Origin of the sequence: Dethiosulfovibrio peptidovorans, assembly GCA_002748665.1 — a bacterium.
GTDB lineage: Bacteria > Synergistota > Synergistia > Synergistales > Dethiosulfovibrionaceae > Dethiosulfovibrio > Dethiosulfovibrio peptidovorans_A.
The window spans coordinates 153,715-179,349 of sequence record PDTB01000015.1; the positions used below are offsets into that span (position 1 = coordinate 153,715).

16 protein-coding genes are annotated in these 25,635 nt (G+C 56.1%); 9 read left to right on the forward strand and 7 right to left on the reverse strand.

What is annotated here, in order from left to right:
* Nucleotides 1–36: 36 nt before the first annotated feature.
* From pbpC to CSA35_02120, 5 genes are all read right to left on the reverse strand, one after another.
* A complete protein-coding gene (gene pbpC / locus CSA35_02100) occupies nucleotides 37–2,235 on the reverse strand; it encodes a penicillin-binding protein 1C (protein ID PIE55247.1) in 2,199 nt (732 codons plus the stop codon).
* A gap of 9 nt (nucleotides 2,236–2,244) precedes the next feature.
* Nucleotides 2,245–7,494, reverse strand: a complete 5,250-nt coding sequence (locus CSA35_02105; GenBank protein PIE55248.1) for a hypothetical protein — start codon at nucleotides 7,492–7,494, stop codon at nucleotides 2,245–2,247.
* A 634-nt stretch (nucleotides 7,495–8,128) separates the two neighbouring features.
* Nucleotides 8,129–8,929, reverse strand: coding sequence for a hypothetical protein (locus CSA35_02110; protein PIE55249.1), 801 nt, complete (start codon nucleotides 8,927–8,929; stop codon nucleotides 8,129–8,131).
* Entirely contained in the window at nucleotides 8,922–9,653 is a 732-nt protein-coding gene (locus tag CSA35_02115; protein PIE55250.1) for an ABC transporter, read from the reverse strand. Before CSA35_02115 ends, CSA35_02110 begins: the two co-directional genes overlap by 8 nt.
* On the reverse strand, nucleotides 9,650–10,567 hold the full coding sequence (locus CSA35_02120; GenBank protein PIE55251.1) for a cation ABC transporter substrate-binding protein: 918 nt from the start codon (nucleotides 10,565–10,567) through the stop codon (nucleotides 9,650–9,652). Before CSA35_02120 ends, CSA35_02115 begins: the two co-directional genes overlap by 4 nt.
* Before the next feature lie 325 nt (nucleotides 10,568–10,892).
* Here CSA35_02120 and CSA35_02125 point away from each other — a divergent pair, with 325 nt between their 5' ends.
* The 9 genes from CSA35_02125 to CSA35_02165 all read left to right on the forward strand — a co-directional run bounded on the left by CSA35_02125 (nucleotide 10,893) and on the right by CSA35_02165 (nucleotide 24,611).
* The gene (locus CSA35_02125) at nucleotides 10,893–11,879 is read left to right on the forward strand and encodes an ornithine cyclodeaminase family protein (protein PIE55252.1); all 987 of its coding nucleotides are present in this window, start codon (nucleotides 10,893–10,895) and stop codon (nucleotides 11,877–11,879) included.
* A gap of 548 nt (nucleotides 11,880–12,427) precedes the next feature.
* On the forward strand, nucleotides 12,428–13,138 hold the full coding sequence (locus CSA35_02130; GenBank protein ID PIE55253.1) for a tetrapyrrole methylase: 711 nt from the start codon (nucleotides 12,428–12,430) through the stop codon (nucleotides 13,136–13,138).
* 550 nt (nucleotides 13,139–13,688) lie between these two features.
* Nucleotides 13,689–14,882: a beta-carotene 15,15'-monooxygenase gene (locus CSA35_02135; protein ID PIE55254.1), complete on the forward strand. Its 1,194-nt coding sequence runs from the start codon at nucleotides 13,689–13,691 to the stop codon at nucleotides 14,880–14,882.
* Nucleotides 14,883–14,947: 65 nt separating this feature from the next.
* The gene (locus CSA35_02140; protein PIE55255.1) at nucleotides 14,948–17,044 is read left to right on the forward strand and encodes a hydrolase; all 2,097 of its coding nucleotides are present in this window, start codon (nucleotides 14,948–14,950) and stop codon (nucleotides 17,042–17,044) included.
* A 332-nt stretch (nucleotides 17,045–17,376) separates the two neighbouring features.
* Nucleotides 17,377–20,490, forward strand: coding sequence for an acriflavin resistance protein (locus CSA35_02145; GenBank protein ID PIE55256.1), 3,114 nt, complete (start codon nucleotides 17,377–17,379; stop codon nucleotides 20,488–20,490).
* Between the two features lie 20 nt (nucleotides 20,491–20,510).
* A complete protein-coding gene (locus tag CSA35_02150) occupies nucleotides 20,511–21,812 on the forward strand; it encodes a hypothetical protein (GenBank protein ID PIE55257.1) in 1,302 nt (433 codons plus the stop codon).
* Complete coding sequence (locus CSA35_02155) at nucleotides 21,809–22,897, forward strand: hypothetical protein (protein ID PIE55258.1); 1,089 nt, start codon at nucleotides 21,809–21,811, stop codon at nucleotides 22,895–22,897. The genes CSA35_02150 and CSA35_02155 overlap by 4 nt, the downstream gene beginning before the upstream one ends.
* The gene (locus tag CSA35_02160; protein ID PIE55259.1) at nucleotides 22,894–24,066 is read left to right on the forward strand and encodes a hypothetical protein; all 1,173 of its coding nucleotides are present in this window, start codon (nucleotides 22,894–22,896) and stop codon (nucleotides 24,064–24,066) included. Before CSA35_02155 ends, CSA35_02160 begins: the two co-directional genes overlap by 4 nt.
* Complete coding sequence (locus tag CSA35_02165; GenBank protein ID PIE55260.1) at nucleotides 24,003–24,611, forward strand: hypothetical protein; 609 nt, start codon at nucleotides 24,003–24,005, stop codon at nucleotides 24,609–24,611. Before CSA35_02160 ends, CSA35_02165 begins: the two co-directional genes overlap by 64 nt.
* A 41-nt stretch (nucleotides 24,612–24,652) precedes the next feature.
* Here CSA35_02165 and CSA35_02170 read toward each other — a convergent pair whose 3' ends face one another.
* Entirely contained in the window at nucleotides 24,653–24,880 is a 228-nt protein-coding gene (locus CSA35_02170; protein PIE55261.1) for a hypothetical protein, read from the reverse strand.
* 126 nt (nucleotides 24,881–25,006) lie between these two features.
* Nucleotides 25,007–25,540, reverse strand: coding sequence for a hypothetical protein (locus CSA35_02175; protein ID PIE55262.1), 534 nt, complete (start codon nucleotides 25,538–25,540; stop codon nucleotides 25,007–25,009).
* Nucleotides 25,541–25,635: the final 95 nt, after the last annotated feature.

Consider the following 25,635-nt stretch of genomic DNA (forward strand, 5'->3'; position numbering starts at 1 on the left):
GGCCAAACGACGTAAGGGCCATCCGATAGGTTATCCCTACGGCATATCTGTCCCCCCACCCCAAGGCAGGACCGATATCGTTACCCGACAACTCCGCCCCCGGCGGTCCACTACGGCAATCCGGTGTCGTCCCTGAACCGCGGTCCAGAACAGGGACTCCCCAGCCGACACCGTCCGGAAAAAAACGCCGTCGACGAACCAGGACACGTCCCCCTGAGCCCCCTCGCAGGCCAGAGCCACCCGGGGCGGTTCTCCCCAGGGGGGAAGAATGTAGGAGGCTCCCGACAGGGGAGAACGTATCTGTAGCTCGGCCTCAGCTACCCGCCTGCTCTCCGAGCTACCAAACTGAGCAGGCCAGACCGTAACCACCCGGCCTTCCTCCCATCGATGCACAGAACAGGGTTCAGATGATGATACTGTAGGGATATGCCACGCTTCTTCCCGGTGAGGGCAAGCTGACGTGGGCGGCAAGCCCGACAGGGAGCACACAGTCCGCCGGGCCACTCCGTCAGGAGGTTCGGGCATTCTCCCCCCGAGGACCGTCATGATCTGGGTCGCGACGGGAACGGCCAGAGAGAGCCCCACCAGTTCGGGATGGGGCGTCCCCAGAGGGTCACCAAACCAGACAACGACGGTCCAGCGACGATTCCACGCTACAGCCCAGGCATCTCGGAGCCCATAGGAGGTGCCGGTCTTAAGGGCCATCTCGGCATTTCCAGACAACAAAGCCCGAAGTTTGGGCACTAATCGTCCCCGGTTTTTCAGTATATCCCCGACGAGGAAGGAGCCCTCCTGAGAGATAGGTGATGGCCGCCAGTCGTGCCGGTCGTCCTCGAAGAAAGAAAGAGGACGATCCCGCCAGGAAGCCAAGGTCATGGTGGCTTTCAAAAGCTCCAGAAGCGTCACCTCGCATCCACCGAGGATCAGGGAGTCGCCGTACCACTCCGCATCGTGGACAAAATAGCCGAACCCCAGGCTCCGAAGACGATGAAGAAACCGGTTAGCCCCTACCATTCGAAGGACTCGGACAGCCGGGACGTTCAGGGAGTCGGCCAAAGCTCGAGCGGCGGAGACAGCCCCTCGATATCGGAGATCGAAGTTTCTGGGGGCTCGTCCCGACATGGACAGGGGCGTGTCGGCCATGAGAGAGGAGGGAGACAGAGTTCCATCGTCGAAGGCCATGGCATAGACGAAAGGCTTCAGGGCCGAGCCTGGCGATCTCAAGGCGTTACAACAATCTACCCATCCCCAGGGCAGTCTTTCGCCAAAGCGTCCGTTGCCCACGTACCCTCGGACAGCCCCTGTCTCGTTGTCGACCACCACCGCCGCCGCAGTAATTTCTTGAGGCAACCGAAAAAGCCCCTCGGCCACGGTACGCCGGAGGAGCCTCTGGACCTCGGCATCCAAAGTCGAGCGTCCCCCTTGAGGACGACGTTTCAAAGCCTGAGAGACAAAGAGATATTCCTGCCCCGGACGAGAGATCGCCTGAGGAAGGGGTTCAGCTCTCGCCAAATCAGCCTCGGCGGCCGTAACGACTGATCGGTGGGCGAGCTTCTTTAGAATCATATCCCGACGGGCCTTGAGTCGATGAGGGTGAAGGTCGGGACGGTAGCGGGTGGGGCCCTTGAGCATCGCCACCAAGGTAGCCGCCTCGGCCAGGGAGAGATCGCTTGCCTCCTTTCCCCACCATCCCAGAGAAGCCGCACCGACTCCCACCAGAGTTCCTCCAAAAGGGGCCTTATTCAGGTAGAGCTCCAGAATACGCCGTTTGGACAAGGATCGTTCCAGAGCCATGGCCTGGAGAAACTCCACTGCCTTGGTAGCAACGGTTCTGACCCGGGGACGGGTGAGTCGGACAAGCTGACTGGTGATGGTGGACCCTCCCGAGATCACCCGACCGCTGGTCAGGTTCTGCCAGGCAGCCCGAACGATGCCCAGCCAGTCAACCCCGGCGTGACGCCAAAATCGCCGATCCTCCACCTCGACAGCGACAAGGGGCAGCCATCGCCCCATGGCATCCAGTGAGATGGGGCGACAAGCCCGATCATCGGAAGTCAGTCCCAACCAGAGGGGGCGGCCCTCTCGATCCGTCACAAGGGGAGAGCCCTCCAGAGAAGAGACTTCCCGGATCGGCACTGGATCCACAAGAAACGCCGCCCCCCAAAGGGTCAGGGCCGTCCCACAGGACAGCCCCAATACAAGCCAAAAGACGATACGCGCTTTTCGACGAGTCATGCTCCAAGCCTAACGAACGGTCACCGTTCCACCACCGCTCAGACTTCGAACCGACGGTGCAAACATCGCCTGAGCCGAGACCGGCGGCAGGGTGAACGTCCCTCGGGTCGTCGCACGACACCCATACTTCAGGATGAGACGTCCATTTACTTTGGTCGGGAAGAAAAGCACACGGTCAAACCGAACCTCCCGCCGGGGCGCTATCTCAGCCTCTCCAAGGGGTACAGGAGGATTCCACACCTGGAAACAACCAGGGAGCACGTCCACCACAACCAAGTCCTGCACAGTTCCCGTGGGAATAACCTCAAGACAGACCTGGATCTCCTGACCGAACGTCAAGGGCTTCGAGAGATCCAAGGGAGCGCCTTTTGCATCCCGAAAGACTCGACGGATGGAGACTCCCTGATCGTAGGGAGGCACTGATTTCGTCGGCACGCCGGAATACGTCCAGTTGCAGAAGACCGTCCCGGGGCCTCGATTCGTAACGGTCCAGGGCACGGGGTGATCGGACGAGAGTGCCAGCTCATCGCCCGTGGAGAGTTTGTGTTCCGTCGTTCCGTTCGAAACCACGGCGGAGAAGGGTTTGACATCCACACGTTCGAAAAACCGCCCCATTGTCAAGACCGCCCATCCTGCGCTTTGGGTGGACAGGCGATCGGCAGCCAACTCAGCCACGACCGCCCGAGCCGCCGTGGTCTCCTCGGCGGAATCGGGCGCCACCGCAGAGGTTGCTAAAAGGGCCAGAGCCTTGTCTCTCAGAGCTGAGCCATAGGTCTCGACAGCAACCGTACCCGAAGAAGTTCCTCCTAAAAGACGACGTCCTTCCTCCTTTTTGTCGGCGGCCCCGTAGGCTGCCGCCAGAAAGAGCCGACCAACCTGAGTCATGCCACCGATCCGTTCGTTCAGCCACGCCATCCAGCCCATGGGAGGCTGACCCCACAGAGTCAGGATATAGCAGGCATAGGCCTTTCGTGAGAGATCGTATGAATCGTCGGCCATCTCGGACAACACGGACCGAAGGTACGAGCCCGTCCGATTGACCATGGCATCGGGTACCAGCCCTTTCTGGAGAGACGCCAGAAAATGAGCAGCATACAGGCTGGCCCAGGGAGCCTGAGTGCCACCGGGCCACATGGCGAAACTGCCATCGTAGAGCTGAAGGATCTGAAGTTTTGCAACCACAGCCCGAAGGGCGTCGGTCAACCCCCTGTTTCCGGCGAGACGAGAGTTCAGCTTTCGAGCCATGTTGGGTAAAGCCACCAACGGCCATGCCTTGGAGACTGTCTGCTCAAGACAGGTGTAAGGATAGTCGTTCAGGAAGGCCACCACAGGTAACAGGTCAGAGCGAGGCGACCCCGACACGAAGCAAGACGCACGAAGGGTTCCGGGGAACCAGTCGTCCTGAGAGGGTACCGAGAAGGTGCCTGGCTTCACCGCCGAGCCCCCGGTCACGGTTACCCGGGGCATGGGCGGCCGGACCACCGTCTCCCGAGAGAGCTGAAAATCGAGACCCGCACCACTCACAGCCAGATCGACACCGCCAGGACCGCAATTCCTGGCGGCGACCACGGGCAAATCCAGGGTTACGTTGCCCCTGGCCGGAACCGTTACGTCCCAGGAGAGACCTTCAGGCAGGGACAGGGTCCCCCACGACGAGGGGACAAGTTTCAGATTGAGGTCCGAGTCGGCTGTGGATATCACCTGTACTGGTACGGTGAACCGGTCTCCCGGAGCCAGAGCCTGTGGCACGGTGGGATCCACGGTAACCGGCCTGGCGATGGAGATGTCGGCCCAGGCCGATCCCACCGACGAACCGGAGAAGACAGCCATGGCCTTGACACCACCCGAGAACTCGGGCAGATCAAAGGAGACCTCCGCCACACCATCTTGGACAGACAGATCGGGACGAACCATGGCCAGGACCTTGAAGCCCCGGGCCTCCAGAGGCGACAGATTCATAGCTCCATAAGCCATCTGAGCCTCACCGCCGGCTGGATGGAGCACCGGCGTCTCTCGAGACTCCAGCGGCATGAGTTCGTCGTAGATATCCGACGCCTGAGTCGCCAATCGCCTTTGGGCAGAAAACAGCTTCCAGGGATCGGGGACCTGATGATCCGTCAATCCCAGGATACCCCGATCCACCAAAGCCACCCAGAGGTCACCGTCCGCAGGGCGACCGTCCGTATCAGTGACGGAGACTTTGAGAGGCAGGAGCTGACCAGGCTCCACCTGATCGGGAACCTGTACTGCCACCTTAGCGGGTGCTCCTTCATTCACGATCAAAGACACCGCTCCCAAAGCCCTGTGAGGCGCCCAGTCTCCCTCTCGGGTCACGGGACGAATCACCTGGAAAGTGCACCAACCGTTGGGCCAGACTCGTTTATCGACAACGAAGTCCAACGTTCCCTCAGGCTTGGTAATGGAGACCACCTTGGAGACCAGGATTTCCTCCGCCTCGAAGGTAAAGAGCCCCATTCCAGGAAAAGGTGCACGATAGGACAGCACAGCCCTTTCTCCAGGAGCATATCGGTCCTTATCCAAGGAGAGCTCGACCCTATCGGGAAGTACAGCACCAGATCGAGACGCACCCCAGGACTTCCAGGCGGAGAAGCGAACCGACGATGTTACATGTGCCACTCCACCGTCCAGAGTCAGGAGGTAGTTTCCCTCGTCCTCGGGGATCACGGAACAGGTGCCGAGACCATCCTTGAGAGGGGTATCCCCGGAGGCAACAGCCGTCTGCTCCTCCTGCCAGACCATCCTGGTCCGACCGGATTCGCGAACCAGGACAGGACGAACCACCAGGGAATACAGGGTCCAGTCCACGGAGCCCTCGGCAACTTCGTCAGCCGAGGTCACTCCGGCCACCTGAAAACTCACAGGTTGACCTGGGGTGATCTCACCATCAGGAGAGCGAACGCCAAGGTGAAACGGCGCCAAATGACACGGCAGGGACAGAGTCTTCCCCACCCATCGCCCTCCGGGCTCCATGACCCGAAGGGAGAGATTGATATCCACCATAGACGGAGCATCCATGTTGTCCGGCACGGTCCAGTTCAGCGACCACCGACCGGAGTCGTCCAGGGTTCCTGAGTCCAGATCAAGCTCTTGCTTTTGGAAAGATACCCGGTCATCACCAAAACGGAAACCAGGGAATCGTCTGGATTCGTATCTTCTGGGTGACGTAACACCCCGAAGCTCCCAATTCAGACCGGGAGAGGGGGCTCCGAACAGATAGGCGGCATCGAAGGAGAGCCCCACAGCCTGAGAAGCCATAACCTGAGAACCGTCAGCCTTCAGGGAGAGCTCGATGGTGGGCGGAGTGAAGTCCTCCACCAGGAAGGAAGCCCTGCCTAGAGGCACCTCCTCCTTACCGGGAACCAGCAGATCGAAGCAATACTGCCCCATCGGCGTGGCCGGCGGAAGATCAAAGGCACAGGTGGTCAAGCCATTTCTGGACAGCTCGGAACGCCCCTGAGAGATATGGACACCCAGGGAGTTGTACACTCGCCACACCAAAGGGAAGGTCCCGGGTAAAGCCAGACGGGGACCTCGTACCAGGGACGTTACGTCCACGGTTTCTCCAGGGCGGAAGATACCCCGGGGCAGGATGCAATCTGCCTCGTAGGTGGTCACCCAGGGAGCACCAGAGATGTCCAGACGATCATCGGCAAACCCGTTGCCGGAGAGCGCCACGAAGGACATATCCTCGTCCCGCTCAACCACCACCACAGCGGGACGAAGCTGGGGATCCCACTCCTGGTCACGCTTGACACTCCACAGGCCGTTACGATCGGTGGTCCCATGGGCAAGACGCTGGTTACTTGAGGAGAAAACCGAAACAGCGGCCTTGCCAACAGGACGCCCGTCCGAGAGGCCGTTGACCCACACCAGAATCCCCTTCTCACCGAGTCGGACCGAGACACCCAGATCAGTGACTGTCACCATCTGTCGGGCTCCTCCCCACCACTGATCACTGTCCTTGGCCTCCAAAAGGAAAACCCCCCGGCTCTCGCCCAGAAGATCTGACAGGTCCAGGGCACTACACACTTTGTGGTTCAACCGATTGTTTACCGGCAGAGACCAAGTACCCATAAACTTGGTCAACGTCAGAGGCGCCCCACTCTCAGTCCCCAGAGCGCCCATAACAAGGGGGATATTGTTGGGATAGAGCTTCCACGCCGAGACCTGGACCTGATCCAGATTCACCGTATCCAGAGGGACCCTGGGAGAGTCCAGTGGCGACAGGAAGGTTCCCGTAGCAGGGAAGGAAGCCGAGCGATCCATATCGGGAAGCACAAAGGTCCTGGTCTCATCCTCAACAAGACCATTGACACCGCCAAGCCCCTTCCTGATGGTCACCGCCACCCTATCTCTGGGGGAGAAAGCTCCTACTAAGGCAAAACCATTGTAGGTACACTCAATCCGAAAATTTCTCTCAGGACTCACCGACACGAAGCCCATCACATCGTCAGGGGCCACTGGACGTGAGGTGTACAGGAACAGCCGAGCCCGGTCAGGTCCCAGAGACTCCACAGACGTGCCCGTGATCGTAACAGGAGAGGCAACCTGTGTACCCTTGGCGACGGGGAAGCTCTCGGTCCTGGCCTCAACCAACCCCAGAGGCCCCACATCTGAAGTCAGCCCTTTGGCAACGGTCACCGACAGGGATTTTCCCCGAAGCGGAGCCGAGACTACCCGAACCGTCTTGGCTGGAACCTGCCCCTGAGGCCGCAGCTGAACCAGCGAACCACCGCTTTTGGCCGAGAGAAAGCCCAACAGCCTTTGAGGCGGGACAGGCAAAGAGAAATGAAACTCCAGGGTCAACTCTCGCCTGGGGGAGAGCTCAACTGGTCGTATCATCTTCACTGTCAAAGGCGCCGTTCGGAAGGAAAAAAGCTGAGGTCCGGCCAGCAGATGACCACTCTGATCCCGCAAAGGCGCAAACGTCACCTGATACTCGGTGGCCGGTGCCACCGGTTTAGCGGTCGTATAGACCAGGCGATCAGGGCTATCCCATACAGCGTAGCCCTCCAACCTCGGCCGTATGACCAGGGGGACCTGGTCGGCTGGAAGGATCTTACCCAAAAGAGAGGTAGGTACCACCGGGGAGGAGAACGTCACCTGGAGGACAGGCTTGCCGCTCACCTTGCCCTGGGGAGTGAAGTTCGTGACCGTAAAGTCGGCAGCCTGAAGAACACCGCTCCAGGTCCAAAAGGCCATGGTCAAAATCGCCGTAAGCAAGCATTTTTTTTTCACGTATACGCACCTCCATCAATATAAATCAGGATATGACAGGATATGAGACATTTGAACCTGGACATCGTCAGCGTACTTCTCTATCGAGAGTTTTATTGTACTACATCACACTTCAAAATCGGGCAATTGATATCATCGGCTGTCAAAAAACACAGATTATAACTTTTTATGAAGGGCATATCTAAAACCCCACATCCAAGTCTCCCAATCTCAGGTCATTCCGTCAGAGCCCTGTCTCGCCCCAGTCGATACTTCACGACGGCAGGTCAAAAATACGAACCTCGAATGGGCTCCGTCGAAACGACCTGAGGCGAGTTTCTGAGTTTTTAGAGGTTCCCTGAAGTCAAAGCCTACGTCAGGACTCCACAAAAATTAATATTTATTTTATTATGCAGTAAAAAATATAAACCATTGCACCATTTCATGTCTGAATCTGGTTCTGTTTTGATACCTGGAGGCTCGTTTTGCACACGCTTTCTTCATGGTTTTGTCGGGATATGGGGGCGTCGCCAGGTCATCAAAAAGGCTTCCCCCCCAGGGCAACCATGAACCACACCGGGGTCATGAGGACATATACTGATAAAAAAGATCGACCGCGACGGTCGATCTTCAACGTTGAGAGAATACAAACCCGTCACCGAATCGATCTGATGACAACAATTCCTCCGTAGGCTACGGCCGCCGTCAATATGATGGCGGCTCCCGCCGTGATGTTGAATTGGACCGATATCCACAGACCAACGAGACAGAATAAAGCTGCAACTATCGTAGATCGAACCATCATGGACGTCAGAGATCTGGCGTTCCCCTCGGTGATGGCCGAGGGCACGGTGAACAGAGCGATAACCAGGATAAGACCGATAACCCGGATGACCGCAACCACAGCCAGTGAGGTGAGGAGGGTCAGCACACCATCAATGATGGCAACAGGAACACCTCGGGTAGAGGCATACGTCTCGTCGAAAAGAAAAGCCTCGACGGGATCGTGCCAGAGGGCTATGAGAACCAGAGATGCGACAGCTAAGGCCCCCATGATACTAAGATCTCCAGCTGAGACCGTGAGGATACTGCCAAAAAGATAGCTGGTCAGCTCGGTGCCATACCCCGGGGTCAGGTCGGTAAAGACGATTCCCGTGGCCATGCCCACGGCCCAGAGAATACCCATGACGGTGTCAGCCCTGTGAGGAGTCTTTCGTCTCAACCAGGTGGCGACTCCCGCAAGGACCAGTGCAGCTCCGTAGACACCAGCTCTGGGAGGCCAGCCCATGAACCACGCCAACCCCAAGCCACCGTAAGCTCCGTGAGCCACGCCTCCGGTGGTCATAACCGACCGTCGTATCACCGTGATCGGTCCTAATATGCCGCAAATAACGCTGGCCAGGAGAGCCGCCGCCAGAGCGTTCTGCATAAAACTATACCGAAGCAGCTCAGTCATGGCTGTGTTCTCCCAAAACCCGGTGAGGCAGGCCGTGACCGATAAGCTCCACCGGACACGAGCAGCTGAGCCTCGTGAACAGATCCTCGGTGAGCTCGCCACCCCGGTGGTAGTACACGTCTCGATCGACGCAGGCCACAGCTGTAGCCCAGGCCGGAATGATGGAGTAATCGTGGCTGACGATGATCACTGTTCGGTTCTCCCCAGCCTTTTTGAGACAGTCGAAGACTGCCTGTCGGGAGGCAGGATCTACGCTGGCCAGGGGCTCGTCGAGAAGGAGGAGCGCCGGATCCGAGGCCAGGGCCCGGGCGATGAGTACCCGTTGGCGCTGTCCCTGAGAGAGAACCCTCATCGATCGATTTCGAAGGTCGCTCAGATCCATAGCCTCCATGGCCTCGTCAACAGGGCAACGAGAACCTCCGTCGGTCCCGAGACGCCCCATGGACACCACTCGCTCAACCGTGACGGGCATGCTTAGCCCCTGTCCGACATCCTGGGGCACGTACCCTACGTCGGATCGCCGCCCGGGCGGTGCCCCCAGAATCGACACAGCCCCCGAGTCAGGTCGGAGCAACCCCAGCGCCAGACGGAGGAGGGTTGATTTTCCTCCTCCATTTGGTCCGACGACGACCAACAGCTCCCCCTGGGGAACGGCGAACGATACCGACCGAAAGAGAGGGGCATCGTATCCGAAAGATACCTGGTCGAATTGAAGCGCCGTCACCGAACGCCTTTTTTCAGCACCTGAGCGCACTTTTTCAGATTGAGCTCCCAGTCCTCCGCCAGAGGGTCCAAAACCTCTACCTGGCCCTTCAGGCTCTGAGCCAGTGCTGTCGCTGCCGCTGTCGAAAACTGAGGCTGTATAAAGATCGTGACGATATCCTCATCCCTGGCCTGTTCCACCAACGCAGCGAGCTCCACGGGTTTTGGTTCCTTGCCCTCTAGCTCGACTGCCACCTGCCTGAGACCGTAAGCCCGGGCGAAATATCCCCAGGAGGGATGAAAAACCATAAAGGCTCGGCCCCGGAGGGAGCGAAGCTCCTGATCGATATACCGATCAAGGTCGGCAAGCTCACCCACAAACTTGATGTAGTTGGTCATGTACACGTCTCGGTGGAGCGGATCGGCGTCGGCCATCGCCATAGCGATCACACGAGCCTGAAGCATAACGTTCGTCGGCGCCAGCCAGATGTGAGGATCCATGCCATGATGATGGCGTCGACCGTGGTCGTGATCGCACTCTGGTCCGTGGCTGTGACGTTCATGCTGCTGGGAGCCGTCGTGATGATGAGCCGCCATAGGATAGAGCTTGACGGGGGCCTGAGTGGGGATCTCTTTCAGCTTGGGCAGTGCCGCCAGAAGCTTATCCTTCTGGGAGGCCTCGAAGGGCACACCAATGGTGAACCACAGAGAACACTGAACCAGGTCCTTCATCTGAGCGGGTTTGGGCTCGTAGGTGGCAGGGCTGGCTCCCTTGGGCACCACCGTGGTAACCGACACGTAGCTGCCGCCGATCTTCTTAACAAAATACTTCTGAGGCAAGATGCTGACGGCGACCCGAAGAGAGGGCTCGGCCAAAGCCGACGAGGTCCCCAAGGCTATAAACGTAAGACAGAGAGCTAGCAATTTCTTGTACATCGTAGTGCAGAACCTCCTTGACGCTTCGTCCCTCTTGGGTGAGCGCACAGAATCCAAGCGTTGTGGTGTAGTATACGTTTTGATCGTTCTTTAGGCAAGAGCTGTGTGTTCATATATATATTTGGACGATACTCAAAAAAAGAAGTAATGACAGAACCTTACAGGCATTTCGGTCTCTTGACATGTGAACAAATCGCCACATATTGACAAACGCCATAGACTCTGTCAATCTGAAGATCTCACAACGACTGTATCGAAATAATTCGGTAGTCCAACAGGAAGCCGTCGTCTTCGTGCCAGCACATCACACCATGAGGAGGTCAATATGCTTATACTTTCCAGAAAGGACATTCTGTCCGTCTTTTCCATGAGAGACGCCATTGAGGCGAACAAGCGAGCTTTTATACTTCATTCCAAGGGACAGAGCGTGGTCCCCCTGAGGGTCAACCTCGAGAGCGGCAGCGGTCAGTATCTCTTCATGCCCGCCTACGCTGGCGGTGACATCGACCGAGCCGGTCTGAAGGTAGTCTCGGTGTTTCCCGGCAACGCTGATATGGGGCTGCCAGTGGTTCCCGCAACGGTGCTTCTGGCAGACGGCCAAACCGGCATGATCTGTGCTCTGCTGGAGGGGACCGTCCTCACGCAACTTCGAACGGCGGCTGTTTCCGGCGCTGCTACCGAGCTTCTCGCCCGCCCCGATGCGACCGTTGCAGCCCTCTTCGGAACGGGCGGACAGGGTCCCAGTCAGCTTCGAGCCCTCCTGACGGTTCGGCCTCTCCGGGAGGTCCGGGTCTTCGACATCGATCCCCAACGAACAGCGTCCTTTGTCGAAACTCACGGGGCCGAGGTCACCGAGATGGGAGCCAGACTGATCGCCACCTCATCGGCTCAGGAGGCCGTCGACGGAGCCGATGTCATCACCTCCGTCACCACATCGCCCAAGCCCGTCTTTCAGGCCGAGTGGCTCAAAAACGGGGTTCACGTCAACGGTGTGGGCTCCTACACCCCGGCTATGCAGGAGCTGCCCGCTGAGTTGCTCCACAAGGCCAACCGGGTGTTTGTAGACAATCGGGAAGCCGTTCTGTCTGAGGCAGGTGACTTCCTGAATCCTATTAAGGAAGGCCTATTCACCGAGGATCGGGTGGACGGCGAGCTGGGCGAGCTCCTTCTCGGAAAAGTTCCGGGACGGCGATCTCCCCAGGAGAGCACCGTTATGAAGACCGTGGGATTCGCCACTCTGGACGTGGTAGCCGCTCACGAAATCTACGAGAAGGCCCTCGCTCATGGCATCGGCAAAATGGTGGAACTGTAAAACCCTCCCCACCTCAAGCCTTTGAAAAGATTATCCTAATTTTTTCAAATATGGGCACCTTTAAAAACCTACATCCGAGTCTCCCAGCCCCAGATCGTTCCGCCAGAGCCCTGTCTCGCCCAAACGTCTTTTTGACCTGCCTGCTCCGTACCGTCGCCTCGAAGGGCACCTCCTGTGCCCTCTCGGATTAGGGCGAGTTTCTGAGTTTTTAGAGACTCCCTGTTGACAAAAACTCATTACAAACAGGGGCTAAATAAATAAACTTTAAAAACAATGCTGTTCACGACTTATTCAGGAGGTCTCAAAAGTCAGCTCGATAAAACATTGACACGAACGACTTCCGATGATACTTTATTGATTAATCGATCAGTAAACAGCATCGGAGACCGTGTCTCTTGTTGCGTCTACCGTAAAAGCATCCCCGCGATCTTCTTAATAAGACGTATAACAAGGAGCGACTTCAGCTGAGGAAGTTGGGAGAGTCATTCCGAAACGACAGGAGTCACAATTTTTCAAGTCTTTATACAAGATGGAAAGGGAGGGTCTTTATGACCGCACAAGGGAAATTATATTTAGTTGGTGCAGGGGTTGGCGATCTTGATAATATGACACTGCGCGCTTATAAAATCATTCAAAGCGCTGACATTGTGCTTGCCATGAAATTTATTCATGAACAATATGCAGGGCTTTTGGAAGGCAAGGAGGTGTACGACTCTGGTCATGGTTTTTTCATGAACCTGAATGCCCCCGAAGCACACGGTGACGAAGCAAAGGTTCGATCTATTGTCAGAAAAAATATTCACGCGGGGAAAATTGTTGTTATTCTCGATTTTGGTGATCCAGTTTTATACAGCCCACAATCAGGATATCTAACAGAATTTGCCGATCTCAACCCAGAGGTCGTTCCTGGCGTCTCTTCTTTTAATGCAGCAAACGCAGCTATAGGGTTCGAGATTACAGGCGGATATAACCGAGCTGTCGTCTTATCTGAAGCCATGAGCAATTGGAGCGAGGAAGGCCGCTTGGAAAAACTTGCTGCAACTGGTGCCATACTTGTACTCTTTACCATGCGCATGGATGTTGATAATGTCGTTTCTCAACTTAAAAAGCACCTTTCCGGTGATACTCCTGTAACTTTAGTTTGCTCGGCAGGATTTAAAGACAGGGAAAAGGTCATACGAACAAGGCTTGATTTACTGGCACAATGCATTCAAGAAGAAAGACCGTCCTGGGATTATCTCCTTTATATCGGGCTCTAACGCCGCTTGGAAGTCTTTGCTTTAGGAGCTATTCAATCTGAAACAGCTTCTGCTGACAGAGGGGAACAAATTCAAGCTAAAAATAATAATAGTGACCATGGATAAAAAAGACGCGAAGACATGGGATTTTCCCACAAGTTAGCAGGACACCAGATTCAAGGCCATAGAGGCAATCCCCATATATCGGGAGATGTGCGGTGGGCTCCCCCTGTCTGCGAAAATAACGCTCACAATACCTGATATCCCTAGTGTACATTCACTGGTACATTTGCGCATTGCAACTCAAGTTCATCCTCAAGCTAAAAAAGGCTGTTAGAGAAAACACGGGGGAAAAGGAGCTTCCAGGTCCTCATGGCGTGCATCCTTTTCAGGTTCCATGTAATGCAGCCCAAACTCCACTCTCCCCGAACGGTCTCAAGCCCTCGGAGCAGAAATTGGCGAAAGCCCATCACCGATTTGAGGGCCTTCTTCAACAGGGGGTCGGGGTCGTCTATATATGTATCACGCTTAATATTTTGTAGAATAATTAATTTTATAGAAAATACATCTAATGAAAGAGGTGTTCTCCTTGGATCAGACAACAGCTCAGGCAATGGTAACATCGCCAGTCGGAATTATGGCCCTCGTTTCTCTCATGATAGCATTTTCTCTTCATGTTCAAAGGTACAAAACATTTCAAAAGCTGGGCCCTGCCATCACCTGTATCATCGCTGGCATCATCTTGTCCAACACCAAAATCCTCCCCTTCAATTGCGAGACTTATGGGACTTTTTTCAAATATGGGATTCCTCTGACCCTGACGATGTTTCTCCTCTCGGTCAACATCAAGGAATGGATTAAGCTTGCCCAAAAACCCCTCATCGCCATGCTCTTTGCATGCATCAGTGTCTGTTTCATGGCGACGGTCGCGGGCATGTGGCTTGCGCCCAAACTCCCTGAAGGATGGAAGATCGCCGGTATGTTCGTGGGAACCTATACAGGCGGCAGCAGCAACCTCACGGCCATCGGAACCGGCCTTGAGGTAAGCCCTACAACCTTCGGAGCAGCTAACGCGGCAGACTATGCCCTTGGCATTCCGCTGACGATCCTGCTCTTTGCTCTGCCGGGCCTCTTCATGAACAGCCAGAAACTACAGAAATGGTGGCCCTATAAGCTGTCGAAGTCCGAACTCTACGACGAACAAGCACGCTCTATCTACGAGGCAAAAGAATGGTCTGTTAACGATGTCGCCATGCTCTTCATGCTGGGATTTCTCGTCAACGCCGGGGCAACATGGGTTGCAAGTTTCTTTGGAAAAGGCGTCACGGGAGCCGTTCGTGTTGTCTGCATCACCACTTTTGCACTGGCCCTCGCGCAGATCGAGCCCATTCGGAAAACTCGAGGAAGCAGGGAAATGGGAATCTTCATTTCCATGTTTTACCTGGCCGCGATCGGCCTGGGGATCGACATCAAGCAGTTCTTGGAGGCAGCTCCTCTGATCACCTTCATGTGTGCCATCGTGAGCATAGGCTGCTTGATTCTGCATCTGACGTTATGCAGGCTCTTCAAGATCCCCTATGAATACGTGATCGCTTCTATAACGGCATCCATCGCCGATGGAACTACATCCGCTCTCGTCTGCGCCTCCGCAAACTGGACAGGCATCATCGGAACAGCAATCGTTCTAGGCGCTATCGGCAACGCTTTAGGGAATTACATGGGGATCGGGGTCGCCTTTTTCGTCAAGTCCTTCTGCGGGCTGTAGACCCAGCAAAAGGTATCCCGGGAGTCAGGATGGTTGCATAAACATAAAAAGGGGAGTGAGGCTTCATGCCTGAGAAGAACAGGGTGTTTGTCCTGTACAAATACGGCATTCCTTGGGCCGAAATAGAGCTTGAAAACAGGGAGCTCCTCAGTCGCAGAAGGGATATTCATACGGGCAGATGGTCTGAGCCATGTCCTTTCAGAGAGGATGACGCTGTTTTTTCAGAGTTTCCCATCCGCAAACTGGCAAGGCACTTAGGCGACCTCGAAGCCTTCCCCTGGGAGGGAAGAGCTGAAGCCAAACTCGGCTACGGAGCCCTTTTTCACAGGTATTGTGAGATATGCGACGGCAAAGACAGCTCGACCATCTGGGTCGAGAGAAGAGCGAAAAACCCCGTCGATATCGTCCTGTTTTCAGGAAAGCTCATCGGCTTTGTGACGATGAGGCGTGATGGTTGTTTAATGTTAATTGAAAAAGGGAGAGAGCGTCTCACACCCTTAAAAGCCTATCGAGATGAGGCGCTCTCTCCCGCCAATCATGACGTCAAATGCGCAGGAACATTACAGGTTCCCATGAGAGATGGCGTGAAACTCGCCTCCGAGCTCTACCTCCCTTCGGGGCTGAGACAGGGAGAAAGGGTCCCCACCATCTTGCTCAGGACGCCATATGGGCGTATAGCCTCCGCAGAGCCGGAGCTCCGTTTTGTATTCCGTGGTTACGCCTTGGTCGCTCAAGACTGCCGTGGCCGTGGTGATTCAGAGGGCGAATGGGTTCCCAACATTCACGAATGTGAGGACGGTAGCGATACTTTGGATTGGATCGCAGAACAAGAGTGGTCAGATGGTCAAGTGGGAATGATCGGAGGATCCTACGGCGGCTACGTTCAGTGGGCCGCAGCTGCCTCTGGGAATCCTCATCTTAAAGCCATCGTCAGCCTGGTGACCTCCGGCAGCCCTTTCATAGACAACCCCCGAAAAGGCGGAGCCCTGATGTCCGGGATACTCGCATGGTGTATGCTGGTATCAGAGAAAATATCAAACCCTGAGGCCATGATGCGGACGGACTGGGAAGAGGTCATCACCCATCGTCCCGTCAAGGAAATTCCCGAAAAAGTATTGGGAAGGTCCATTCCCTTCTGGGATGAATGGCTACGACACAGCGATAACGATGCGTTCTGGCAAAAGGCGGACTGGACCCTGCATAACCATAGAATCGATGTCCCCTCCCTGATCGTCTCGGGCTGGTTTGACGATGATGGACAAGGCAGCAGTCAGGCCTGGGACATGATGAAAAAGCAGGGGGGGAGCGTTTGCCGAATGATCCTGGGGCCCTGGTATCATAAAGCAAACACGACGAGGGATATCCATAACGTGCCCTTTGGAGATAACGCCATACTCTACGATATGGACATCATCTATCTTCGCTGGTTTGATCACTACCTGAAAGAAATCTGGAACGGGATCGACCGTGAAGCTGCCGTCAGATATTATCTCGTAGGAGATAACGTCTGGAAAGAGGCGGATACCTGGCCTCCTGAGAGAACCAGGCTGGTTCCTCTCTACTTCAGGGAGAAGGGGAGCTTAAGCTTTGATGTCCCCGGAAAGGGCGAGAAACCCGACAGATATACCTTTGACCCAAACGACCCCGCCCCTCATGTCATCGATATATCGGAGAATGAGCTCAATGTGCCGGAGAACTACAGCGAGGTGGAAAAACGCTCTGACATCCTGCTCTATACCACGGAAACTCTTGAGGAGGATATCGCTATTGCAGGGGATCTTTATGCCACACTCCATGCTGCCTCCAGCGGAAAAGATACGGACTGGATCGTCCGTGTTACGGATGTGGACACTCAAGGGAACTCCATCCGTATCGCAGGCGGTATTTTAAGAGCCCGGTACAGAAACGGCTTCGATAAAGCCGAGTTCATCTCTCCGGGGAAAGCAGAAAAATACATGTTGAGGCTTACGAGAGTCGGACATGTATTCAAGAGAGGGCACAAGATCCGTGTTCAGGTTACCTCCGGTGCAAAGAACCTCGCCTTTCCCAACTGTAATACTGGCGAGGATCCGGCTTTCGCCGTCAAATTCGTCACTGCGGAACAAACTATCTACCACCAAAAAGGCTGTGAGAGTTTCATCGAACTCCCCATTCTCGAATAAAAACCAACTCATAGAGACCTCTCGAATTCGAGAGGTCTCTATGAGTTCTTGTGTACCCAGCACAGACGACAATAAATGCCCTCCCCCACCGAAACTATAAGCAGACATATGGAGAACAAAAAGTAAGCTCTCTAAAACATTGACACAGAGGACCTCCGATGATATTTTATTGATCGATCAGTAAGCAATATCGGAAGCTCTGTACCCTATCGTGTCATATCGCAAAAAAGCCCCAAGACTCTGTGATAGGACATATAATAAACGTGTTTTGTTCCTCGGAGAGAGGATCGTGATCGCCCCATAAAAGCCCCGATACTCGAAGGAGACCATACATGAAAAAACTCATTGAGACAGCCCTGCACCGCCCGGTCACAGTGATCATCGCCACGCTGGCCCTGATCATATTCGGAATCACGGCGTTCTCATCTATGGGCGTGGAACGGATGCCCAACGTGGAGTTCCCCTTCGTCATGGTCAGCACAACTATGGAGGGGGCCAGCCCAGCCATTGTGGATAACGACGTGACGGACGTTCTGGAGGAGCAGATCAACACCATCGACGGCATCAAGAATATCTTCTCAAGCAGCTACGAGGGCAAATCCTTCATCGCTGTGGAGTTCCTGCTGGACAAAAACGTAGATGCCGCAGCAGCGGACGTTAGAGCCAAGGTGAGCCTGGTGAAGGGAAGACTCCCCGAGGAGGCCGACGATCCTGTCGTGGACAAGTTCAGCTTCTCCGACATGGCCATCGTCACCATCGCCGTCAAAAGCACAGCTGACGAACGAACCACGTCGATGTTCGTGGATAAGATCGCCAAACAGCGACTGCAGACCGTCAAAGGCGTTGGGAACGCCCAGACGGTGGGGCTCAGACAAAGGGAGATCCGAGTGTGGCTTGAGCCTGTAGCCCTCCAGGCCCGAGGGCTCACCGCATCTGACGTAAAACGGGCTCTGTTTGAAAAACACGTGGAGCTCCCCGCAGGACGGATCGAGTCGGAGAATCAGGAGTACGGGATTCGGTTAGCTGGTGAATACGAATCCATAGAAGCCCTGAAGGAGATGACCGTGGCACGCCGAGATGGAGCCCTCGTTCGCCTGAAGGACATCGCCCGAGTAGAGGACGGTTTTTCCGATCAGAGAAGCATCGCAACCTACAATGGGACCGCGACAATCCTGATTGAGATACGGAAACAGCGGGGGACCAACGAGGTGGCTCTGGCGAAGGGCGTTCGAACCATGGTGGACAAACTGAACGCAGCGGTCCCTAAGGGGATCTCTCTGGAGGTCGTTTACGATTCCTCCGTGTTCGTCAAACGCTCTATGAACGGGGTTCGTGGAGATATTTTCATGGGAATTCTTTTAACGTCCCTCATCATGTTTCTGTTTCTCCGAACGTTTCGAGCGACCCTTGTAGCCATCATCACCATACCGGTGTGTCTCATAGGAACCTTCATCATTCTGAACGCTCTGAATATCACGATAAACAACCTGACCATGCTGGGGCTATCCCTGGCGGTAGGGATGGTGGTTGACAGCACTACCGTAGTCATGGAGAACGTCCACCGTCACAGGGAGATGGGAAAGACAGCGTCTCGCTCATCCGGTGACGGGGCCTCCGAGGTGGCCTTCTCGGTCCTGGCCGGAGCGGCCACGACCATGGCCGTCTTTCTTCCCGTGGCCTTTATGAGCGGTATCATCGGCAGATTCTTCTACGACTTCGGCATCACCGTTGCCGTTACCATCCTCATTTCGTTGTGTCTCTCTCTGACCCTGACCCCATTTCTCTGCTCTCGCCTTCTGGGACGACAGGCGAAGGAAAGCCGATTTTCCCGAGCTATGGAGGCCCCCTTCAAGCTTCTGGAGCGAAGCTATTCGGCTCTGTTGGGCGGAGCTGTCCGTCATCGATTTATCACCATCCTGATCGCCGGAGCCGTCTTCGTGATCGGTCTCTGGATGGCTTCTCAGCTGGGGACATCGTTCTTCCCCACAGAGGACAGAGGGACCTTCGCCGTTGATTTCGAGCTGCCAGCCGACGCCTCACTTTATCAGACCGAGGAACTTCTTCAGGAGATGGGAGCTCTCATCCGAACCGACCCACGGGTCTCCTACACCTATGGCACTGTCGGAGGCGGAAAGGGCGGAGAGGTCTACAAGGGGCACCTCAACGTGGAACTGATTCCCAGGAAGGAACGTCCTCTTTTTCAGGAGATAATGCAGGAGTACCGGGACAAACTCTCGATATATAAGGACGTAATCGTCACCCTTGGCAACACATGGGGCAAATCGGATATCTCCCTGGTCCTCCAGGGGTCCACATCGCAACAACTGGCAACAATTGGAGAAGCTATGAAGGCCGATCTTGAGGCTCAAGGCAACGGCCTCGTGGACATCACCACGGACCTGCGAATGAACAAGCCCCGGATCAACCTGGAGATCAACCGTAACCTGGCCGACGATCTGGGTATCAGCACCCGTGAGTTGGCAACGGAGATCAAATCGTATTTCGGCGGAGTCAACGCCGGAAGCTTCAAAGAGGGCGGATATCGATACGACATCCGGCTTCGGGCAGATCAGGCCGACCGGGACACCCCCGAGAAGGTTTCGGACATCTCCGTCCGTGGCGGCGATGGAAAGCTGATCCGACTTCCAGGGCTGATCACCCCTCAGATAGACCTGGCACCCAACGTGATAAAACGATACAATCGCCAGCGCTCCCTGACTATCGGAGCCAACACGTTGGGTATCGCACCAGGGGACGGGATCCATCGGATGGAGAATATTTTCAAAAAGCACGCTCCAGCTGACGGATCGGTCACGGTCTCCCCTGCAGGGGACTCGGAGATGATGCGGGAGAGTTTCGCATCCCTCTCGGAAGCGCTGATCTTTGCCATCCTCCTTGTCTACATGGTCATGGCTATCCAGTTTGAGTCGTTCCTTCACCCTTTGATTATCATGTTCTCCCTGCCCCTCATGACTGCCGGGGCTTTCGGACTGCATCTCCTTGCTGGGCTTCGGTTCAGCGTCATGAGCTTTATGGGTATCATTCTCCTGGTTGGAATCGTGGTGAATAACGCTATCCTTCTGGTGGATTTTATCAACCAACGGCGAGACCAAGGGTTGGACAAAATTTCTGCTGTCCTGGAGGCCGGCCCGCTCCGACTTCGGCCGATTCTTATGACGACCTGCTCCACGATGATCGGCATGCTGCCCATCGCCCTGGGCTTCAGCGAGGGGGGCGAGATCCGTCAGCCCATGTCGGTGGCCGTTATCGGAGGTCTGTTCACGTCTACCCTTCTCACCCTGGTCGTGATCCCCGTGGTCTATCTGATTCTGGACGACCTGGCTGACAAGGTGAAGAAGCTCTTCTCCCGAGTCACCATCATCAGACGAGGTCGTCGGATAACGACAGCAAAGAAGAAAACCGCCCGAATCGAGGCGGCATCATAGGAAAGGAGGGCTCTCTCACCATGACCTGTATCCGTTTCGCCAAGACGTCCATCGTAGCGATGGCCTTTTTAGGGGCAACGGCAGCCCTGGCAGCTCCTATCTCCCTGAAGGACGCCGTTCAAATCGCCGTTCAGCAGGATATTGACGTCCTCAAGAGCCTGGAGGATCGGCACAAGAGCGACGCCGGAGCCATGATTGCCCGTTCGGCCCTGTTTCCCTCTCTCAACCTGAGAGCCCACTACACGGTTCGGGACGAGCGCCATGCCCTGGCGGGCGACGGAACGGCCGGAGGTATCTCGCTGGTGGCGGTCCAGCCTCTGTACACCGGCGGTCGGGCGACAGCTCTTCTCCGTCAGTCCGAGGCGTACGACCGATCCACTCAGGCGGCAGTGACGAACTCCAGGGAGCAGGTCGCGCTCGTCGTCGTGAGTCAATTCTCCCGGGTTCTTCAACTCAGGGAGAACGTGGCGGCCGGGCTGGACTCAGTCACCTTTGCAAAGAGCCATTTAAAAGAAACCATCAAAAAAGAGGCTCTGGGCGTAGCCAACCACTTTGAGGTCACCCGAGCCAGACAACAGCTCAGCGTCTACGAAACTCAACTCATCACCGCAAAAAACGATCTGGAGGCGGCGGCTATCGCCCTCAGAACAACTCTGCGTCTTCCTCCCAACGAGCCCACGGAGATCCAGGGCGACCTGGAGTTTCGTCCGTATACAGGAGACAAGGACGGCTCTTTGGAGAGGGCTCTGACTTCTCGGGGAGACCTGACCTCGGCGACTGCGAGGGTGGAGATGCAAAAAGAACAGATCCAGATAGTAGCTTCGGGGCTTCGTCCGCAGGTGAATCTCAAAGGCGTCTATTCCTGGGATGACCCTAAGGATGGAGACGGCAGTGCCGACGATGATTGGCAAGTGATCCTGAACGCCGAGGTACCCATCTTCGACCGCAACATCACCAAAGGAGAGGTCCAGGCCGAGCAGGCGACACTCCGCCAGCAAGAACTGGAGCTTGCCCGCCTCGTTGAACGCATTAAAAGCGATGTCTCCCAGGCCTGGCTCGATCTGGAAACGGCCAGACAGACAGTGGAGGCTACGTCAACCGATCTGGGGCTTTCCTCGGAGGCCCTTCGCCTGGCCCAGGTGGGCTACCGGGAAGGAGTAAGTCCTCAGATAGACGTTCTGGACGCTCAGGCATCCTACGCCCGATCCCGTAAGGACCGTGCTGCCGCTGTACGCTCCTATATGGTTCAGGTTGCTACCATCCAACGCATGGAGGGCCACCTGGTGGCCCATATCCTGAACGACGAGGGGGGATCTTTATGAATCGTTTCCGACCGATACTGCTGGCTCTCCTGATGTTTCTGACGTCCTCCGCATGGGGACAAAACGCCCGGGTGGAGGTGATAACAGTCTCCATCGACCCGGTCGTCTATCGGGGATTCTCCGAAAACAGCACCCTGGAAGCGGTGGATGAGGTGACACTCAACTCGGTAGTCACCGCTCGATTGACGGCCATGTTGGTGAAGCAGGGTGACCAGGTCACCCTAGGCACTCCCGTGGCTGAGCTGGACCACCGACAGGTGGACGCCAGAATCGCCCAAGCTCAGGCCCAAATCGCTGTGGCTCAGGCCCAACTAGCTCAGACCACGGCTCAGCTGGACAATGCCAAGCTGGAACGAGACCGATACCGACGACTCGTGCAGGAGGGCTTCTCCACCCAACAGCAGCTCGACGCCAAAGAGACGGCCTACCGAACAGCCGCTGCCGCAGTCGAACTGAATCGAGCTCAGGTGCGCCAAAGCAGGGCCAACCTTCAGGCCCTCCAGGTGGACCTCTCAGAGTACACCATCAAAGCGTCCATCCCCGGGACGGTGGTCAACGACTACTCCCGGACCCCGGGTGAGATGATCACCGCTCAAACCCCTCTGGTCCAGATCGCCGATACCACCAGGCTCAAAGCGGTGATCCAGGCTCCAGAAAGTCAGACGAGCACCATCGCCATGGGGATGGCAGCTTTCGTCATCGTGGGAGACCGAAAACTGACCGGTCACGTGTATCGGATCCGCCCGTTCGTGGATCCGGCTACCAGGACCACCCAGGTGGAGGTGACCGTGGACGACCCAGACCCCCTCAAACCAGGGATGTTCGCCCGGGTGTTCATCGTCCAGGAAGCCCTTGAGAACGCCGTGATGATCCCAACCGCCTCGGTTCGCCGGGAGGAGGGCGCTGACTTCGTCATGGTGGCCCGTGACGGCAAGGCGAACAGGCGTTCCGTTCAACTTGGCGCCACAGTGGGCGACCGTGTCCAGATTCTGGAGGGGTTGGCCCCTGGCGAGACCCTCATCGTTTCGGGTGGCCGTACCCTGACCGACGGAGAGGCCGTAGACATTAAAGAGGAAACAGTATGACCGCCCCTCTTGAGGAGACCTCACTACGCCAGTCTCAGAGGACCGTCAGACGACGAGAGTGGGCTTTTTTGCTTAGGGAGCTCCGATACTGGCAGGAAAATCGGTTGATGGACGATACCCAGGCTCAGGCTATTCAGCAGCTATACCGACCGAAACCCTTTCGGCTTTTTCACATCTTGACGGGATTGGGAGGATGCCTGATCGGTTTGGGAATCCTGAGCGCCATCGCAGCCAACTGGTTTGAGACACCCCGGTGGGTACGGCTTCTCATGGTTCTGGGAACCTACACCGGGAGCGTCTTAGCTGCATGGCGCTTTGAGGAGTCCCGTCCCATCCTGTCTCGGCTGTGTCTGCTTCTGGGAAGCTTCATCTACGGTGGCGGCATTTTCCTCGTGGGACAGATGTATCATCACGGAGGCCATTGGACCTCGGCCATGGCCTGGTGGATCGTCGGGCTTCTGCCGACGATCGCCCTGCTCAGGGATCAATGGCAGATGCTTCTCGTTCAGGTTCTGACGTTGGTGTTCATCAGTGGGGCCTTCTTCGATTCCCCGTCGTTCCCACAGTCTCCAGGGCTGATGGCTTTTCTCCTTCCTCCCTGGCCGTGGCTCTTTCTGGGTGCCACGTGGTGGCTCGGGCGAACCTACTGGCGAGAGACCCCCAGTGTACATTCCCTCACGGCCATCACTGCCGTTATCACCCTGGGGATACGCTTTTTTCAGGCTACGGAGGACCCTGCGATAACCTTGCTCCTCCTGGGTGCCATAGGCCTGATCACGGCCCTGTATCGGCCTCAGAAGGCCCTCCATCTTCATGGGGGAATTCTCCTCTTCGGCCTCTGTGGACTTGCCCTGAGCGTCCCGGATGTCTGGAGCACCCCCTTCTTCCTGGATGCCGACACGATGTACAGGATTCGAGATGGTCTGGCCCTGGTATCAGGTATAGGTACCGCCGTGGTCGGTCTGGGCTTCCTCATCCGGGGACACAGGATCGGCACCACTATTTTTGCCGTCATGGTGCTTCGATACTATTTCGGCAGCGTGTATAGTTTTCTCTCAAAAGCCGCCTTCTTTACCACCGGGGGAATCATCCTGGTGCTCATGGGATGGTTTCTGGAACGGCTCCGCCGACGGGCCCTCGAAAAGGACAGGGAGGAGGGCCTATCATGACCCGACGAGTCCGATATCTGCTGACCATAGTCCTGCCTTTTGCTATTCTCCTGGTGGCTCCGACCATCCCCGGGATGGTACTTCTGTTGGGGCAGGAAATCAGGATGAGGACAGAACCGGTCGATCCTCGGGATCCTTTTCGGGGCGAGTATCTCACGCTCCGGTTCGCTGCCGAGACCCTGCCTCTCTCCCTCCTGAAGGACAAGAGCCTTTCCGGGAGTGCCACCGACCAGGAAAGAAAGGACCTGCTCATGAATCGTGACAAGTGGTTCGTGTCCCTTCAGGAAACGGATGGTTTTTGGGGACCTGTAGCATTGGAGAGCGAACCTCCAGAAAAAGGTGTCTATCTTCGGGTGCATCGGGTAGGCTACAATCAGTTAAAAAACGTTGTATTTCTCTCCTACGGCCCGGCTATGGAGCGATTTTATCTGAAGGAGAGGACCGGCCGAGCCCTGGAAAAGGCGGCCCGTCAGGGCAAGCTGGAGGCGATCGTCAAGGTTTGGAGAGGACGGCCTGTCCTGGTCTCCCTGGACCTGATCCCGTGAAAACAAGGAGAGCACCCGGTTCTTTCGGGTGCTCTCCTGTGCTATGCTCGCTTCCTCAACGCCTCCATCAGGGCATCTCGCAGCTCATCCCAGGATGGAATTCCCCGAAAACATCGCCGGCCATCGATAACCCACGTGGGCTCACCACCTCGAACGGAAAACCGCATCACGTCCCAGAACCACAGAGGACATCGAGGATCGTATACGTCAATCCGAACCCGGGAATCGAAAGTTTCCCGAACCTCACGCAAAAGCGTCCCGGCGAGCATCCTGCCCCGGGCAGCCGAGAAGGAATCAAGTTCCTCCGGGCCAAAGGGAACGGCGCATCACCCCATGCCGCTCACGGGACGCTCCAAAAAGAGTTTGAGACGAACCGACGAGACTTTCACAGAACGCTACCCCTGGAGGTCATCATCCACAGGCACCAACCCTTCGGCTTCTTTAGGGGCGTCTTTTTCCACCTTAAAAACCCGAACAAAGCCCACCAGGTCCTCAGCTTGGGTTGACATAGTCTGAGCCTCACTCGCAACACCTCCCGCTGCCCGAACAGTATCGTCAGTGGCCCCCCGAACGGTATCCATGTTCAGCGAAACGTCGATGACACTCTCCAAAGCCATGGAGACATCCTCTTGTTCCACAAGGACGCGCTCCTGATAAAAAGATTCTAGCTTTTCATAAACAGATATCGCCTGATCAGCCTTGAGTATCGCCTTGGCAAACAAACTTCTCAACCGTGAGCGAGGGGACAAGCCAGCACGAAGAAGCTTCTCCTTCTCGTCGAGCAGCTTCTTGATGCCTGCGCCTCCCTTCAGGAGTCTAAGATGCTGACGGTTAATCTGAACAAAAAGATCGGAGACCGTCGGATTCTCGGCCTGAAAGTTCTTTAAAAGTTGACCTGCATCGCTTTGAGAAGCGATCGGTGATACCACTGAACTTGAAGCAGGTTACGATGGCCTCGCTGAGCTTGACGCCCCAGCTCGTCCAGGCTCCGACAGGGTTCCAGCAACTCGTTCACCGAGGCCTT

Coding starts and splice junctions, on each gene's coding strand:
- pbpC (PIE55247.1), bottom strand. CDS start 2,235: ATGACTCGTCGAAAAGCGCGTATCGTCTTTTGGCTTGTATTGGGGCTG.
- CSA35_02110 (PIE55249.1), bottom strand. CDS start 8,929: ATGACTGAGCTGCTTCGGTATAGTTTTATGCAGAACGCTCTGGCGGCG.
- CSA35_02120 (PIE55251.1), bottom strand. CDS start 10,567: ATGTACAAGAAATTGCTAGCTCTCTGTCTTACGTTTATAGCCTTGGGG.
- CSA35_02125 (PIE55252.1), top strand. CDS start 10,893: ATGCTTATACTTTCCAGAAAGGACATTCTGTCCGTCTTTTCCATGAGA.
- CSA35_02130 (PIE55253.1), top strand. CDS start 12,428: ATGACCGCACAAGGGAAATTATATTTAGTTGGTGCAGGGGTTGGCGAT.
- CSA35_02135 (PIE55254.1), top strand. CDS start 13,689: ATGAAAGAGGTGTTCTCCTTGGATCAGACAACAGCTCAGGCAATGGTA.
- CSA35_02140 (PIE55255.1), top strand. CDS start 14,948: ATGCCTGAGAAGAACAGGGTGTTTGTCCTGTACAAATACGGCATTCCT.
- CSA35_02145 (PIE55256.1), top strand. CDS start 17,377: ATGAAAAAACTCATTGAGACAGCCCTGCACCGCCCGGTCACAGTGATC.
- CSA35_02150 (PIE55257.1), top strand. CDS start 20,511: ATGACCTGTATCCGTTTCGCCAAGACGTCCATCGTAGCGATGGCCTTT.
- CSA35_02155 (PIE55258.1), top strand. CDS start 21,809: ATGAATCGTTTCCGACCGATACTGCTGGCTCTCCTGATGTTTCTGACG.
- CSA35_02160 (PIE55259.1), top strand. CDS start 22,894: ATGACCGCCCCTCTTGAGGAGACCTCACTACGCCAGTCTCAGAGGACC.
- CSA35_02165 (PIE55260.1), top strand. CDS start 24,003: ATGGTTTCTGGAACGGCTCCGCCGACGGGCCCTCGAAAAGGACAGGGA.
- CSA35_02170 (PIE55261.1), bottom strand. CDS start 24,880: ATGCTCGCCGGGACGCTTTTGCGTGAGGTTCGGGAAACTTTCGATTCC.